A 16,705-nucleotide genomic window follows, 5' to 3' on the forward strand; every position below is an offset into this window, starting at 1 on the left:
AGCAGCCTCTCAGCCGTCGACGCGGCTGCCGCGATCGGCCTCGTCGAAGAATGCCTCCACCACCCGCTGGGTGGCGGCGCCGTCGTGCAGGCCGTTGTACTCGGCGTTGAACCGCGCGATCTCGGCGGCGTACTCCTTCTCCACCACGTCGAGCCGGAGCAGGCAGTCGAGCAGCTCCGGCAGATCCTTGACCTGCGGGCCGGGCGCCGTCGGCTCCCAGTCGAACAGCGACGACCGGGTGCCCAGGTAGTCGTCCAGGTCCGGCACGAAGAAGATCATCGGCTTGCCGGTCAGCGCCCAGTCGAAGCGCAACGACGAGTAGTCCAGGATCGCGACGTCGGCGGCCAGGGTGAGGTCGTTGATCTCCGGGTACCGGGTCACGTCGACGACCGTCGCCGCCTTGTGCTCCAGGTCGCCCTGGCGCAGGTTGTAGTTGTGGCCGCGGAGCAGGATCACGTAGTCCTCGCCCAGCTGGGCCGCCAGCTTGTCGATGTCCAGCGCGTCGTAGAACCGCGCCGACCAGGCGCCGGTCGCGCTGGTGTCCCGCCAGGTCGGCGCGTACAGCAGCACCTTCTTGCCCGGATCGACGCCGAGCCGGCCGAGCACCCGGGCCCGCTCCCCCGGGTCCGGGTCGACCAGGGCGTCGTCGCGCGGGTAGCCGGTGACCAGGATCTCGCCCTGGTAGCGGTACTCCTGCCGGTACAGATCGGCGCAGAATTCGGACGGGACCAGGATCGAGGTCCAGGCGTCGTTGCGGCGCCGGCACTCGACGTCGATCAGATCGTCCGGGAAGTCCTTGGCCCGCCAGAACGAGATACCCATCGACTTGAACGGGTAGCCGTGGAAGGTCTGCAGGAACTTCTGGTACGGCCGCCGGGTGAAGAACCGGTCGAAGTCGATGTTGTTGCAGAGGTAGCGCGAGGTGGCGATCGCCTCGTACCAGGCCGCGCTGCCGATGATCACCGGCTTGGCGCCCTCGGGCAGCTCGACCGACAGGTCGGAGACGCCCCAGAGCAGGTCCAGCGGCGCCTTCCGGCGGTGCAGCTCACGGTGGATCGCGAGCTGGCTGTCGGTGGCGAACTCGCCCCGGTAGCACTGGAAGAACACCTGGTCGGCGGGCTGCTGCGGCCAGTCGGTCGCGGCCAGCCGGCGCTGCGCGACCCGGCCCAGTTCGGCCTCGGCGAGCGGGGCCCGGAGGCCGATCGTCAGCACCGGCGAACCGGTCCGGCGGCCGACCGTGATCCGGTGCCAGTCGGTGACCAGGTCGAACGGCAGCTCGGGCAGCCACTCGGTGTGGTAGAGCAGGTTGACCGACTCCTCCTCCCCCGACTCGGTCGTGGACCAGGGCAGCCGGACGCCGTAGGTGCCGGTCGGCAGCGGGTAGGACTGCTCGCTGCGCCAGTTCGGCACCGCCGGGTCGAACGCCAGCCGGTGCCGGCCGGCCGGCAGTTCCTCGACCGAGGCGGCGAACACCTTGCCGCGCGGCGAGTGGAGGTAGGCACCGGCCAGGGTGGCCGGGTCCGCTCCCTCGAGCGAGACGTCGACCAGGATCCGGGTGCCCTCGGTGGAGACGCCGTGGGCGCGCAGCACGACCGGTGCCGTGGTCAGCGAGACGTACCCGCGCGGGGTGCGGACCCAGCGCGACGAACCGCGCCCGTAGCTGCCGATCTCCGCACCGACCTCGGCCTCGGCGGGCCAGGAGATCCGCCGGTCGGACCGGCCGCTGTCGCGCAGCCGGACCTCCCAGTTGCTGCTCGGCCGCAGGTTCTCCGGCAGCTGCAGCGAGAAGGTGAAGTCGCCGTCCGCGAGCGGCTCGACCTTGGCCCGGTACACCTGCTGGGCGTTCCGGGTCAGCACCACCTCGCGCGGCGGCCGGGCCGGCCGCAGCAGCCGCAGCTGCCCGGTCAGTTCCCGCCCGTGCGCGGCCAGCCGGACGGCCCGCCACTGGTCGGGCCGGATCTGGATCGCGAAGCCGATCTTGTCGTCGTTGACCGGCACGATCCGGTACGAGACGTCGCCGTTGGCCAGGTCCCGGGCCGGGTTCATCTTGCCCTGGCCGGTCCGGATGATGCCGTGCACGCCGCCCTCCCGCTCGACCCCGCGGCAGGAGGTCCGGATCCGCAACTGCCACTGCGAGTCGGTGACCGGCTCCTCGACCAGCGCGTCGACGTCGACGACGGCGGTGAAGCCGGCGGAGTCGTACCGCTGATTGGGGTGGTTGGCCCAGCGGGTGATGTAGTCGCGGCGGAACCGGCCCACCTCCAGCTCGACCCGGCGGCCGGTGGTCACCTCCTTGAGGTAGGCGGTGATCTCCTCGTCGTGCTCGGTCAGGTCCACGCCGCGGGCGAACGCCCAGCCCTCCAGCCGCAGCTTGCCGTCCGGCAGCCAGTCGGTCCGGGCGACACAGGCGGACAGCGCGCTCTGATGATCACTGAGCCGGTACATCTCCTCCGGCAGGTCCAGCTCCTCGGCGATCGGCAGGTCGGCGACCACGACGCCGTCGATCACCGTCGTCTGCGGCAGCGCACCGTTCAGCCGGAAGTACTCGATCACCCGGCCGGCCTCGACCCAGCGGCCCTGTGCGGCCAGCGCGACCCGCAGCTTGCGTTCGACCCGGACGTGCGACCAGGCCGCCGCGTCGGCGCGGGCGATGAAGCGCTGGCAGGCCCGCTGCAGGACGGAGCGGTACTCCTCGTCGGCGGTCACTGCGAACTCGACGAACAGGGACAGGTCGATGTCGAGCACCCGGCCCAGCCAGGCGGCCGACACCCGCGGCGACGACTCGGCCGAGACGACCTCCCAGGCCAGGTCCTTCACCGAGACCCGGTCCCGCAGGTTGGAGACCTCGTGCTTCTGCTGGCCGATCGAGGACTGATCCTCCCGGATCCGCCAGTTGTACGTGCTGATCGACAGCATGTCGAAGGAGCGGGCGCGCAGGTACGCGGTGACCATCGGCACGTGGTCCTCGTACGCGATGCCCTCGGGGAACGGACCGATCTTGGTGTTCCAGAACTCGCGGCGGAACATCCGGTTGCAGGCGATCACGTCCTGCATCGCGTCCGGGAACTCGTCGATGGTGATCCCGAGCCGTTCCTCGCGGTGCGCGTTGTCCACCCAGGCCGGCTTGGACGACTTGCCGTGGCTGAACCGGCGGACCGAGCCGACGACGAAGTCGGAGCCGGTCTTGTGCAGGGTGTCCACCATCCGCTGGTACGCCCGCTGCGGAATCGTGTCGTCGGAGTCGAGGAACGTGATCAACGGCGCGGTCGCGGCGGCGATGCCCACGTTGCGCGCGGCACCCAGACCGGCGTTGGCCTGCCGGATCACCTTGATCCGCCGGTCCTTCTTGACGTACTGCGCGATCACCGCGGGCGACCCGTCGGTCGAGCCGTCGTCGACGATGATGATCTCGAGCCGCTTCAGGGACTGACGCAGCAGGCTGTCCAGGCAGGCGCCGAGGTACTCCTCGACGTTGTAGACCGGGACGATGACGCTCAGTTCGGGCCCGGGCAGCCGCCGCCACAGCAACGGTCCGACCGGGCTCTCTTTCACGGTCCGGACCAAGCCGTTCGGGAGCCGCCGGGCGATCCGGCGCAGAAGCTTGCGTGCCTGCACAGTTCTCCTGTTCGTGTGCCACGTGGGCGAATGCACATGTTGCGAAATAGTCACGGGGCCGCGGCGAGTTTAAGTGAAGTCGACCGGTCAGGACGAGTCGTCCACGCCGCGGCGGCGCTTCCAGACCTTCTGCAGGCCGCGCCGGAACCGGCCGCCGCCGCGCTCCCGGGCGGGCTCGGGCTCCGGTGCCGGCGGGGCCAGCGGCACGGTCGCGGCGGTCTCGCCGGCGATCGCGACGGTCGCCGTCCCGTCGCCGAACTCGACCGTCATCCGGCGCGAGCTGCGGTGGCCGGTGAAGGCGAACATCAGGTCGCGGCGGCCGGCCCGTACCGGGCCGTCGACGACCAGTTCGGCGCCGGCCCCGGTCGCGACCAGCCGGGCCGGCAGCTGGCTCTCGGTGACCGCCCGCCCGGTCAGCCGGCCGGCACCGGCGATCTGCACCCTGGTCAGGGCGAGCACCACCTGGTCGGCGTCGGTGCTCGCGTCCTCGGCAGCGGGCCGGGCGGCACCGACGACGGTCCGCGCCGTCTCGGTGAGGTCCAGCGCCAGCCCGCCGTCCTTCGTCGCGTACGCCACCGCGGCACGGCCGTCGACCAGGGCCGGCAGCTCGGTCAGGCTGCCGATCCGGACCGGGTCCCGGTGCTTGCCGGAGGCGCCGTGCCCGTCCACCCGGACGTCCCAGATGTCCTGCTCCAGTCCGGCCACGTCGATCCGCCCGGTGATCTCGAAGCCGGCGGCCGGGTCCTGAGCCTGGCGGAGGACCGGCACCTCGATCCCCGAGGCACGTCCACGGACCGAGATCCCGACCGAGTCCAGCGGCTCGCTCCCGGTGCCGGTGACGGTGACGACGAAGGCCTGGCCGGCCCAGGTGACCCGGACTCCGTCGGTCTGCAGGGTTCCGGTGGGCTTGGCCGCCGGGACCGCGCGGTCCTTGGCCGGAGCCGGTTCCGGCAGCGGCCGGACCGCGGGCGGTGTGGCGGCCAGGTCGAGCTCGGCGCGCAGCGGGGTCTGTCGGTCCTGGAACCGGGCGTGGACCGCGAACGTGTCGCCGGGCTCCGGCCGGAACCGCAGCTCGGCGGGTCGGTCGGACTCGGCGACCAGTTCGGCCGGGGCCGAGCTCTCGTACGCGACGGTGCCGGTGAGCTCCGTGTCGCCGTACGTGTGCAGGCCGGTCAGGCCGAGCCGGACCCGGTCCGGCCCGACCCGGCTCGCGGCCGGGTCGACCTGGATCAACGGCAGGATCCGGCGGGCCTCGCCGAGCCTGGTCAGGTCGAGCGCGAGCCGGCCGTCGTTGGTCCGGTACGGCACCGCGGGCAGTCCGGCGATCAGCGCCGGCCGCTCGGCCAGCCCCTCGGCGCGGACCGGGTCGATCCGCTCGTAGCCGAGCCCGGTCAGGTGCAGCCGGGCGTCGAAGATCTCGTCCCCTTCGCCGCCGTCCAGCCAGGCCCGCAGCGGGCCGGCCCCGGGGGCGAGGTCGATCCGGGCGTCGACGGTGAAGGTGAGCCGGCGTTCGGCGTCCAGCCGCAACGGCACGCCGCCCGGCATCGGCCATTCCACGCCGGAGCCGCGGCCGCGCAGCCCGAGATCGACCACGGTCGCGGCGAGCTCGCCGAGCCGCGTCGCCGACTCGGGCGGCAGGTCGGGCAGGCCGGCGCCGGTCAGGTCGAGCACCGGTCCGTCGGCGCCCTCGGCGACCGGGTACGGGTCGTCGCCCGCCTGCAGCCGCCCCGTGATCACGACCCGCAGCGCACCCCGGTCCCAGGTCACCTCGCGGACCGGGTCGAGGCCGAGCTTCACCGTCCGGTCGCGTTCCCGCAACGCGTCCAGCCCGGCCCGGTCGCCGCGCCGGTAGAGCCAGGAACGGACCCGGTCGATCGGCTCCAGGTCGGCGTCCAACGCGTCCGGGAAGTGCCGCAGCAGCCGGTCGGCGTCGGACAGGTAGCGGTCCCGGATCGGGTGGTCGCCGGGACCGAGCCAGCGCAGGATGACGCGGACGTACCAGCGCTTCAGCAGGGCCCGCCGCTTCGGACCGTCGGCCAGCGCCTCGATCGGCTCCAGCGACCGTTCGAACGAGTCCAGGAAGACGTCGAAGTCGAAGCCGGCCCGGTGCAGGTTCTGATCATGGATCAGCCACTGGTAGCAGGGATAGTCGGCCAGGATCGCGGTCTTGTCGGTGGCGGCGTAGACGGCGGCGTTGAAGTACTGGTCCTCCAGCCGGATCGGTCCCTCCGGGAACCTGATCCCGGCCTCGACGAGCAGGGACCGGCGGTACAGCTTGTGCGGCGTCACGCAGTGCAGCACTCGCTGGTCGATGCCGGCGTCGGCGACGTTGCCCTGCCAGGTCGGCCAGCCGGGCGTCAGCGGGTCGCCCTTCATGACCTCCTTGCCGAGCACCACGTCGGCGCCGGTCTCGACCGCGTAGTCGTACATCCGCCGCAGCGCGTCCGGGAACAGCTGGTCGTCATGATCGAGATAGAGGACGTATTCCCCGGTGGCTCGGTCGGTGCCGAGATTCCGCGGCCGGCCGGACCAGCCGGAGTTCTCGATCCGGTGCAGTTGCAGCTGCTGCCGGCCCTCGATCAGTTGCTCGACCCGGCGGTCCGTGCCGTCGGTGGAGCCGTCATCGACGAAGATCCCCTCGTACTCGTTCGCCGGCAGGGTCTGGGCGAGCAGGCTCTGCACGGTCTGCTCGATCCGGTTCCCCGAGTTGTACGTCGCGACGACGACGCTGACTTTCGGCATCGGGTCACCAGTCTGTGGTTGCCGCGTCGGTGAGGAAGTCACCGTCACGTTCGAAATCGACGCTGAACCCGGACGCGAACGCCTTGCCGTCCCAGCCCTTCTCCGGCTGGGCGATGTCCGGGTCGCACCAGACCAGGCTGACCCGGTGCCCCATGGCGAAGGCCATCATGTATTCGTTGCGGGCCGTGTACGACTCGGACGAGATGAGGATGACCCGTTTGGGCTCGGCGCAGAAGATCAGGCTGAACATGGCGCTGCCGGCGAAGCCGGCGATCAACTCCGCGGAGTCGAAGATCGTCGCCTGCTCGGCGACGTCGTAGTCCTCCGGGTAGACGATCGTGAACCCGTGCCGGGTGAAGAACTCCTCCACCTCGGCCAGGTTGTGGCAGGCCCGCTTGTAGTTGGACCGGCGGGAGACGAAGATCTTCGCCGGCCGGTCCTCGGCGCTGCGGGAACGGCCCTCGGCGACCAGCTTCGCGCCGGCCCGGCGCCAGACGTCCGGCAGCTCCGGGTGGACGTAGCTCGGGTTGACCAGCATCGGCGTCGCCGACAGCAGCTTCTCCACCCGCAGCACGCCCTTCGGTGACACGAAGTCGTCCGGCCCGGCGCCGGCGGCGGCCAGCACGTCCCGCTCGAACGGGGCCAGCTCGTTGTGGCCGCCGGGCAGCGGCAGCAGCACCTTGAGATCCGGGTGCCGCTCCTTGGCGATCGACCAGGCCCACATCCGGGACAGCTGCTCGGTCATCATGTGGCCGAAGTGCCGCGGCCACTCCGAGGACAGATAGAAGTAGCTGCCGGAGAGTTCCTTGGGCTCCGCCACGTTCCGCGGGTAGCGCGCGAACAGCGGGTTCAGGTCGTCCAGGAACCTGTTCTTCAGTCGCGGGTGGGTCAGGTGCCGGAACGTGTCCGGCAGGATCACGTCGTGCGACAGCACCACCTGGTGCGGGCAGGCCAGGACGTCGTCGTACTCGCGCAGCTGCAGTTCGGGCACCGTGTACTCGGTGGCGAACCGGGGGTCGTGCCGGTCGTGGTTGTAGCGCAGGTCGCCGACCCGGGAGAACGTGGTGGCCGGCAGCTTGGTCAGGATCCGCCCGATCTCCGGCTTGGCCCGGAGCACCCGCTCCACTTCCCACTCGCGCAGCTTCGGCAGGGCCGGGCCGGCGCTCGTGATGATCAACAACCCGTCGTCGTAGGCGATCCCGCGGACCGCTTCGGCGATCCCCTTCTCGTCCTTGCGCGGGGACGGCTTCTTGTCCTCGACGTCGGCGAACCGGCCACGGTCCCGGTCGTCCACGACCCGGCTGACGAGTTCCCAGATCGACGGCGTCTTCTTGGCGTCGGCGGTCAGCCCGGTGGTGGCGCTGCGGACGCAGTACCGGCCGCCGGCCTTGAGGTGGAGGAAGGTCCGGCGGAACCGGCGCAGCCGTTCGGCCGGACCGGCCAGGGTGGCGTCGATGATCACATCCACCGGGCCCTGCGCGGCGAGCTCGGCGTGCTGGTCGGAGTCCGTACCGTCGGGGACCGCGAACACCGCACTCTTCGGCAGCACCTGCACCAGCAGCCCGGTCAACTCGGCCGAGGTGTCGTCGGTGAACAGCGCGATCCGGGTGGTCGTCCCCTGCCGCAGGGTGTCCTCGAGCCGGGTCAGGAACCTGCGGGTCGGCTTGTCCGGCTTCCAGCCGCGCTCCTTGGCGACGTCCACCCAACGCTCGGGTACGGTCTCGGCCTTCGCCTGCGTCCCGTTGCCGGAGGATCCTGCATCACCGCGCGCCGACCGGTAGGCGCTCTTCAGCCAGTCCGGGGCATAGCGGCGCCCCAGCTTCTTGAGCCGCGCCACCCGGCGTGGCTGATCCGATTGGCGTGACGTTTCCACCAGACTCCCGCTGTGCACTCTCGTATGACCACCGAAGAACCCGACGGTAGTGTGCAGGTTACGACGAACTGACAACTCTCGAACAACAGGACACCCGGATGCCCGTAGAAGTTTCGGTACTGATCACCGCCGACCGCGAGCCACGGCGGCTCGCGAAGCTGATCTCCTCGCTGGACACGCAGACGCTGAGCCCGTCCGAACTGGAGATCATCCTGGTCAGTACCGGTGACGGGCAGGCCGAACGGTGGGAGGACCTGGCCGCCCGGCGCCCCAACGTCACGGTGCGTCAGTCCGCCGGTCCGGCCGAGGCGGCCCTGACCCAGGCGGTCGGTGCGGCCACCGGCACCTGGACCCTGATCTTCGGTACCGAGACCGCGACGCGGGACGCCGAGCTGCTGCCCGAATCGCTGCGGAAGCTGGTCGACCACGCCGAGAAGCACCAGCTCGACTGGCTCGCGGCACAGGTCGCGTACCGGAACGCGAAGGGGCGGCTGACCGGCCTGTTCCGGCTGTCCGAGCAGCGGGCCGGCGGCCCGGTGCCGCCGTCGCCGTGCATCCTGCACCGAACCGAGCGGCTCCGGGACGCCGCCGACGATCCGGGTTCGGGCGGCGTCTTCGCCGACTACGCCTGCCTGGTGCTCGGCGAGCAGGACGGCGCCGAGGGTCCGGCCGCCTCCTTCGAGGTGAGCGACGCGGCCGCCTCCTGGCAGGGCACCGTGCTGACCGTGACGGCCACCGCCTCGTCCTCCGCCGAGCTGGCGTACACGTTGCAGCACCGGGCCACCGGCCTGGAGCACTGGCTGCCGACGACGACCGAGCCGGCCGCCGACGGCGGAACCGTGGTGCGGGCGACGATCGACCTGGCCGCCGAGGCCGAGGTGCCGCAGCTGGCCGGCGGCGCCTGGGGCCTCTGGCTGACCGCGATCGACGGCGACGGCACCGGCGAGCGGGTCCGGGTGCCACCGATCACCGCGCCGTCGGCCCTCGTCGACGGCACCCTCGTCGCGCTCGGCGTGACCGGGAACGGCTTCTCGCTCGACCTCGGCGCCACCATGCTGGCCGGGCTGGGCGAACTGCCGGCCGAGCGGGCCACGATCGAGGAGGCCGCCGGCGGCACCCTCGCCACGCTGCCCGCGCCGGGCCTGCACGTGCACGGCGACGCCCGGATCGAGGGCTTCCTGCAGCAGGGCGGCTTCCCGCTGCCGGCCGAGCTGATCGCGACCGACGGCGAGGCCCGGGTCGAGTGCCTGATGTCCGGGATGGCCGGCAGCAGCCCGCTGCTGACCAAGTTCGGCACCAGCCACGCCGCCGAGACCGGCCTGACCCTGACCATCGATCCGGTCGGCGCCATGACGATCGCCCCGACCCCGCCCAAGCCGGCCCCGAAGCCGGCCGCCCCGAAGCCAGCCCCGAAGCCCGCTCCGAAGCCGGTCGCGGCGACTCCGGCGCCGAAGCCGGCGGCCGCGAAGAAGCCGGCCAAGAAGAAGGCGAAGAAGAAGCCCCCGCCGACGGCGCTGACCAAGCTGCGCCGCCGCGTCCCCGGCTTCCTCGAGCCCGCCGTGAAGGGCCTGTCCCGCAATTCCGCGGCCCGTTCGATCTACGGCCGGATCAACCGCGCCCTGCGCTGATCAGTTGTCCCGGCGGCGCCGGATCAGCCCGCGCAGCCGGGCGCCGAGGGTGGACGGCACGGTCACCGTGTGCTCGGTCCTCGTGGTGCGGCCGCTGAACCGGACCTCGATCGTGTACGTGCCCGAGGGAAGCGCCGCGGCCGCGGTCCGGATCCGGGCCCGGCCGTCGGAGCCGAGCAGGGTCGCGCTGAGCTCGATCGGCTCCCGGTCGTCGTCCGGGACCAGCCGGACCGTGCCGGACAGAGCCGTACAGCCGTGCACGTGGACGCCCGGCACCCCGAGCTCCAGGACGGCTCGGCCGTCGGACGGGAGCAGTTGAACGGTCGCGTCGGCCGAGGCCGCCCCCGCCGCGACGGTACGGAAGCGCTCCCCCACGTCGAGCGTCAGCCCGCCGCTCCGGTTCGTGTAGGCGATCACCGCGGTCCCGTCGATCAGGGCGGGCAGCAGCAAACCCTCCGGACCGGGCGCGGCGTGGTGGAACCGGCGATCCAGCGCGGTCGTGCTCAGGCTGACGTCGTACGGCTGCTGCCCCAGCGGCCGGCCGAACGCCGCGGTGCCGACCTCGATGGCGACGGTGTGCCGGCCCTTGATCACGAAGCCGTCCCCGGTCGGCTCCAGGACCGGAGCGCCGGGGTCGCCGACGTGCCAGTCCTCCCGGGTGTCGCGCGCCTTCAGCCCGAACTGGAGCAGCCCGGTGTCCACCGAGCCGGCGAAGTCGAGCTGGTCCTGACCCAGTGCCGCTCGGACGGGGGCGTCCGGGTCGCGCTGCAGCCGCCCGTCGGCGGTCCGGGTCAGGGTCAGCGGCGAGCCCTCGTACCGGAGCTGGATCTCGACCGTCAGTTCGAGGCGCGGACCCTGCCAGGAGACGTCGACCGCGGTCGCCGGCGGGCTGATCCCGCGCTCGATCAGGGCGAGCCGGCGTGCGGTGTCCAGGTCACCGGTGCGCAGGCACCGCGACCGGGCCCGGGCCACGGGCCCCAGGCCGGCGTCCAGTCGCTCCGGGATCAGCTCCTCGGCCAGCGCCCGGGCCCGCTCCGCCTCGTACTCCAGCCGCTGCGGCCGGGCGGTCAGCATCCATGCCCCGAACCGGTCCAGGAACCGGCCCCGGTACAGGTGCAGCAGCACCTCGTCGCGGCGCGGGCCGGGCGGCAGCAGGGCGGCGCTCGAGCGCACCAGGTCGGTCAGGTTGCGCCACTTCTCCTCCACGTCGACGCCGAACGTGGTCGAACTGCCGGCCTCGCGCTTCACCCAGTGGTAACAGGCTCGGCTGCCGAAGACCGCGACCCTCGCACCGCGGGCTAAGGCGAGCACGTTGAACCGGACGTCCTCCCAGAGCAGCCGCCGCCGCTCGTCGAACCGGACCTCCTGCTCCCGCAGGAAGTCGCGGCGGTACAGCTTGTGCGGCGTCAGCGGCAGCAGGTCGGCCAGCCGGGACTCGGGCTCCGGGGCTCGGTCCTGCTCGTAGCTGTCCCAGCCCCAGCCCCACCCCTTGGTCCGGGCCTCCTTGAGGTTGACCACGTCGGCCCGGTGCCGGTGCCCGAAGGCGTACGCGTGCTCCAGACCGTCCGGGAACAGCAGGTCGTCATGGTCCAGGAACAGGACGTACTCGCCGGAGGCCAGGTCGGCGCCGACGTTGCGCGGCCGGCCGGGCCAGCCCGAGTTGGGGATCTGCCGGGCGATGGTGTGCTGGCGCTCGGCGGCGAGGGCCTGCAGCCGGCCGTACGTGTCGTCCGGGGACCCGTCGTCGACGAAGATCAACTCGAGCGCCTCGGCGGGCAGCGTGAGCCGGTCCACCGACTCGACCAGCGCCCCGAGATGGTCCGGACTCGTCCGGTACGTCGGCACGACAAGGCTCACCCAGGTCCGCATCCCCAGCCCCGTTTTCCTTCGCTCGCAGTGCGCCAAGTATCACCGCAGTCGCGGCGGAACGCTGGGATTTGCGCAGAAAATCGGGAGCGGGACGCGGGGATGGCTCAGAGTTCGCCCGGGGCCGGGCTCGCTCGGGTCAGGCGTACGCGGCGCCGAGCGAGGCACCGAGCCGCTCGGACAGCAGGGCCTGCACCTCGTGGGCCGGGGTGCCGGCCCGGACACCGTTGAGGGTGTCCCAGAGTTCCGACTGCATGACCCGCTCCGGGGCCTGGGCTCCGAGCCGATCGATCAGCTGGATCGGCACCGGCTGCGGGTCCGGCCTGCGGAACTCGGCCAGGATCTCGGTGAAGTTGTCGGCCAGCACCGTGTTCTCCGGGTCCAGGCCGGTGACCAGCAACAGCCCGGTCGGCCGGACGTCGGTCATGATCACGGTCAGGTCCGGGCGGTAACGCCGCAGCACCTCGACCATCGAGTACACGTCGCCGGTCCAGAGCCGGGTGTGCTTGACCCGGGCGGCCTCCTCGACCGTGTTCGGCATCATGTCGTCGAAGAAGATGACGCCCTTGGTCGAGCTGTACCGCTCGGCGTTGATGAAGTCGCGGAGGGCGTACTCGAAGAGGTGCATGCCGTCGATGAAGGCCAGTTCGAACGGCCGGCCGCCGGTTGCGGCGAGCGGGTCCGGCTGGCTGAAGTAGGCATCGCTGGTGGTCCGGAACAGGGACACGTCGCAGTGCAACTCGGTCTTGATCGTGAACGCCGGGTCGATCCCGATCGCGCGGCAGCGGGCCAGCGCGAGACTGGTCCCGGTCCGTACACCGATCTCAAGATAGGTGGCCGGGTTCAGCTTCCGGTGCGCGTACTCCAGGACCGTGAGATACCTCATCGGCACAACTTATCCCTTCTCTGTTGCAAAAGGGGGCGACCCCCTTTGGATCCCCCGCAGCGCTCCGCGCAAGGACCTGACTGTTCTATTCGGTGAAGACTGCGTCGACGACGCGCGCGGCGGCCTGGCCGTCGTCGCGCGGGTTGAACTTGGCCACCCAGGCCGCATAGGCGTCCGCGTGCTCGGCGTGCTGCGCCTCCGCGTTCTTGACGTTCTCGACCAGCTCCTCCGGCGTGTACGACAGCGGACCCGGCGCGCTCTCGGCCAGGTCGAAGTAGAGCCCGCGGCGGCGGTCCCGGTAGTCGTCGTAGTCCGGCACGAAGAACTGGATCGGCTTCCCGGTCACCGTGTAGTCGAACATGATCGACGAGTAGTCGGTGATCACCAGGTCGGCCGCCAGCAACAGATCGTTGAGCAGCGGGTACGAGGTGGCGTCGATGATGTTGCTGCCGAATACACGGGCGCCCGGGCGCAGCGAATTGGTGTGGCCGCGGAGCAGGAAGACGTAGTCGGGCCCGAGCTGACGGCCCAGCCACTCCAGGTCGAGGTAGCCGACCACGTGGCCCTCGCCGTCCCGCCAGGTCGGCGCGTACAGGATCGCCTTCTGGTCCGGCCGCAGGCCCAGCCCCTCCCGGAGGGCGGCGACCTGCTCGGGCGGCGTGGTGACCAGCGTGTCGTTGCGCGGGTAGCCGAGTTCGAGCAGCGGGCCGTCGTAGAAGTAGGCCTCCCGGAAGATGTCGGCCGCGTACGTGTTCTGCGCGAGCAGGAAGTCCCAGTCCGACGACAGGCCCTTCTGCAGCTTCTCGTAGTTGGCCCGGTCCCGGTTCACGGGCCGATCGTTGCCGAGCAGCTTCAGCGGCGTCCCGTGCCAGGTCTGGACGACGGTCTGGCCGGGCCGCTTGTGCTTGCGCAACGGGATCGGCGCACCGCAGTTGTGGAAGAAGTACGAGGCCTTGCCGAGCACCTCGAACCACTCCCGGCTCTTCCAGAGCAGCGGCGTCGCGCCCTCCGGCAGCGGCACCGAGTAGTCGGCGACGGTCCAGTAGAGGGTGCGGTCGGTGCCGCGGCGGACCAGTTCCTCGTGGATGGCGCGCGGGCTGTCGGTCGCGCTGCGGGCGTAGAAGCTCTCGAAGTAGACCGAACCGTCCCGCTCCGACGGAGTGGACCAGTAGCGGTCCCGTTGCACCCGGAACGCGTACAGCCCGGCCTCGTCGACCCGCAGCGGCGGCGCCACATGCACCGACGGCACGTCCTTGGCGGCCCGGCCCAGCGTCGCGTTCAGCCGGCTCGACTCGAACTCGACCGGTAGGTCCGCGATCGCCTCCGGCGCCAGCTTGACGTCGATCGGCTCGCCGTCGTTGAGGGCCCAGAGCCGGTAGTGGCCGATCGACAGCGGCGCGACCGGGCCGTTCCAGAAGCTGGCCTCGAGGTCGAGGGTCAGGGTGAAGCCGCGCCGCTGCCAGGTCAGGTCCGCCGGCACCGAGCCGAGCGGGCCGCGCAGCTCGAGGCTGATCGTCTCCGGCTCCACGTCCTCGGCGACCCAGCCGGCCGCCCGGATCCGCGGCGAGCCGGGATCGTAGGCGGTCCACTCGGTGATCATGACCGGCGCCGGTGCCGGCCGCGGCGGTCGGCCGTCCCGCCGGGCGACGGACAGGCCGTCCTCCTTCGACCAGACCGGCTGCAGGTACCGCGGGGTGTCGTCCGGTCCGGTGCCGCCGCCGGAGGGGACCAGGCTGCCGGCCGAGCCCTGGTCCTGCCGGCCGGTGGCCGTGCCCTCGATTCTCGAGCCCTGCTGAGTCAGCGCGCAGCGCAGGGTAAGCCGGTCGGTGTCGGCGCTGGTCAGCAGCGACTTCAGGTCGACCACCGCCCGGAAGCCGGCGCCGCTGCGGTCATGCTTGTCGTCGCTCGCGTACAGGTTCGCGCGCAGGTCGGCCCGCTGCTCGACGGTCGCCTCGATCGACGTGTCGCCGCCGGCAAGCCAGATCCGCAGCTTGGGCGGGTTGACCGTGGCGGCCAGCTTGCTGCCGTACGCCCAGCCGGTGAGTTCGTACGTCGCCGGGCCGAGCCAGCGCACGCCGGCGACCACGAACACCAGGTCACCGAAGTTGATCTTGGTCGCGGGCGCCTTCTTGGCCGGCGCCTTCTTGGCGGGAGCCTTCTTGGCCGGGGCCTTCTTCGCGGCAGGCGGCGGGGCGGCGGCCTTGCGGGCGCTGTCGTACCGGCGGAGCAGGCCGTTCAGCACCGGGGTCCGTTTGACCACGCGGCGGATCCGCCGTTTCAGCCGGGTCACCGAGCTCCGACGTTCGCCTGTCCTCACCATGGCGGGGAAGTTTACGGGCGAAACCACGCGAGCGTGCCAACGGTGTCCACGGCGCGCCGGGAATCGGCGACGGTGCGGGTTTTCGACAGTAAGGTTGACGAGATGTCCCACTCCGTCTCGGTCGTGGTGTATGCGGACCGCCCCGCCCAGGAGTTGTCCGCCACCCTGGCCTCACTCGATGCCCAGTCGCTGCCTGCCCCGCGGCTGCAGGTCATCCTGGCCACCGGCAGCGGCGAACTGGCGCGGCGCCTCGATCGGTATGCGCAGCACCGGCCGAACGTGCTGGTGCACCACAACCCCGGGCCGGCCGAGGCGTCGAAGCACGGCGCGGCGGCGCTGGCCAGCGGCGACTGGACACTGATCCTCGGCCCGAGCGTGATGGACCGCCGGGCTCGCGTGCTGCCGGAGGCCCTGGAACGGCTGACCCGGTACGCGGCGGAGCAGGACCTGGACCGGCTGACCGGCCGGGTCGCCTATCGCAGCGCGGCCGGGATCCTGGACGGCCTGTTCGGCGAGAACTCGGTCTGGTCCGGTGACGTACCGGATCGTCCGGAGCCGTTCGTGCTCTACCGGACGGCGGTGCTGACCGACCCGCGCCGGCACACCCGCCGCGGCGGCGTGCTGGCCGACTACCCCGCCCTCTACCTCGATCCGCGGCCGAGCAACACGCCACCGATCACCCGGTCCGGCGTCGCCGCCCGCTGGGTCGACGGCCGGCTGCGGATCGAGGTGACGCTGCGTTCCGAGGCGGCCGCGCTCGCCGTCGCGGACCGCCGACTCCATGATCAACAACTCCGGTTCGCCGTCCACCACCCGGCCTCCGGCCTGGACTTCTGGCTGCCGACCGACGCGCCGCGCCCGGACGACCCCGACTCCGACAAGCGGGTCGCGCGGGCCGAGCTCGATCCGCGCCGGGCCGCCCTCGGCGAACCCCTGGCGCCGGGCGTCTGGGAACTCTGGGTCTCGGTGATCGGCCCGGACCACACCGGCTGCCGGCTCCGGATCCCGGCCGCCGACGTACCCTCCGCGGTGCTGGACGGACTGCTGGTCGCGACCGCCCGGCACGGCGACGGCCTCGCCGTCGACATCGGCGCCACCCGTTACCCGGCCGTCGGCGCGCTGCCGGCCGACGGCGCCGAGGTCTCCGAGAGCGTTCGTGGCACCCTGGCCCGGTTGATGGTGCCGTCCCTGCACGTCACCGGTACGGCCGCGATCCGCGGTCAGCTGGTCCAGCGCGGCGACGCCGCCCCGGCCACCCTGATCTGCGCCGACGGCCAGGCCCGGGTGGAGAGCTACCTGTCCGGGCTGGCCGGCACCAACTCGCTGGCCGTCGCCTTCGGCGGTGCCAAGCCCGCCGAGACCGGCCTCAGCCTGCGCATCGACCCGTCCGGCAGCATGGCGGTGATCGCGACCCCGAAGCCGCCCCGGCCGCGGGTCATTCCCGCCCCGGTCGCCCCCGAACCGCCCTCGGACCGCCCCCGCCGAACCACGCCGAAGCCCCCGCCCACGGTGCTGACCCGGCTCCGCCACCGCATCCCCGCCTTCCTCGAGCCCGCTGCCCAGCGCCTCTCCCACAACCCCGCCGCCCGAGCCTTCTACCGCCGAGTCAACCGCTCCCTCCGCCCCCGCCACTGAAATCCGCCGACCGGTCACCAAAGCAGGCGTTCTGGTGGGCCGACTCACGCGGTGAGTGCAACAGTTGGATCTGTCGGGTTGGACAGTAGCTCGTGCAGCTTCTCGGCGGGGGTTTTGAAGCCGAGTCGTTTCCGGGGTCT

At 71.8% G+C, this 16,705-nt stretch carries 8 protein-coding genes; 2 read left to right on the forward strand and 6 right to left on the reverse strand.

What is annotated here, in order from left to right; genetic code table 11:
• Positions 1 to 9: 9 nt before the first annotated feature.
• From AC6CCG_RS19540 to AC6CCG_RS19550, 3 genes are all read right to left on the reverse strand, one after another.
• On the reverse strand, positions 10 to 3,615 hold the full coding sequence (locus AC6CCG_RS19540) for a bifunctional glycosyltransferase/CDP-glycerol:glycerophosphate glycerophosphotransferase (RefSeq protein ID WP_496656259.1): 3,606 nt from the start codon (positions 3,613 to 3,615) through the stop codon (positions 10 to 12).
• 87 nt (positions 3,616 to 3,702) lie between these two features.
• Positions 3,703 to 6,357, reverse strand: coding sequence for a glycosyltransferase family 2 protein (locus tag AC6CCG_RS19545; RefSeq protein WP_496656260.1), 2,655 nt, complete (start codon positions 6,355 to 6,357; stop codon positions 3,703 to 3,705).
• 4 nt (positions 6,358 to 6,361) lie between these two features.
• On the reverse strand, positions 6,362 to 8,194 hold the full coding sequence (locus AC6CCG_RS19550; RefSeq protein ID WP_496656261.1) for a glycosyltransferase family 61 protein: 1,833 nt from the start codon (positions 8,192 to 8,194) through the stop codon (positions 6,362 to 6,364).
• Between the two features lie 134 nt (positions 8,195 to 8,328).
• On the opposite strand from AC6CCG_RS19550, the gene AC6CCG_RS19555 reads away from it, so the two are divergent.
• Positions 8,329 to 9,858: a glycosyltransferase family 2 protein gene (locus AC6CCG_RS19555; protein WP_496656262.1), complete on the forward strand. Its 1,530-nt coding sequence runs from the start codon at positions 8,329 to 8,331 to the stop codon at positions 9,856 to 9,858.
• Here AC6CCG_RS19555 and AC6CCG_RS19560 read toward each other — a convergent pair whose 3' ends face one another.
• The 3 genes from AC6CCG_RS19560 to AC6CCG_RS19570 all read right to left on the reverse strand — a co-directional run bounded on the left by AC6CCG_RS19560 (position 9,859) and on the right by AC6CCG_RS19570 (position 14,930).
• A complete protein-coding gene (locus tag AC6CCG_RS19560) occupies positions 9,859 to 11,715 on the reverse strand; it encodes a glycosyltransferase family 2 protein (RefSeq protein WP_496656263.1) in 1,857 nt (618 codons plus the stop codon). It abuts the gene before it with no gap.
• A gap of 148 nt (positions 11,716 to 11,863) precedes the next feature.
• On the reverse strand, positions 11,864 to 12,610 hold the full coding sequence (locus tag AC6CCG_RS19565; protein WP_496656264.1) for a class I SAM-dependent methyltransferase: 747 nt from the start codon (positions 12,608 to 12,610) through the stop codon (positions 11,864 to 11,866).
• A gap of 85 nt (positions 12,611 to 12,695) precedes the next feature.
• Entirely contained in the window at positions 12,696 to 14,930 is a 2,235-nt protein-coding gene (locus AC6CCG_RS19570; protein WP_496656265.1) for a CDP-glycerol glycerophosphotransferase family protein, read from the reverse strand.
• A 102-nt stretch (positions 14,931 to 15,032) separates the two neighbouring features.
• Here AC6CCG_RS19570 and AC6CCG_RS19575 point away from each other — a divergent pair, with 102 nt between their 5' ends.
• Entirely contained in the window at positions 15,033 to 16,565 is a 1,533-nt protein-coding gene (locus AC6CCG_RS19575; protein ID WP_496656266.1) for a glycosyltransferase family 2 protein, read from the forward strand.
• Positions 16,566 to 16,705: the final 140 nt, after the last annotated feature.

The sequence above is a fragment of the Microlunatus sp. YIM B11417 genome (genome assembly GCF_059617205.1).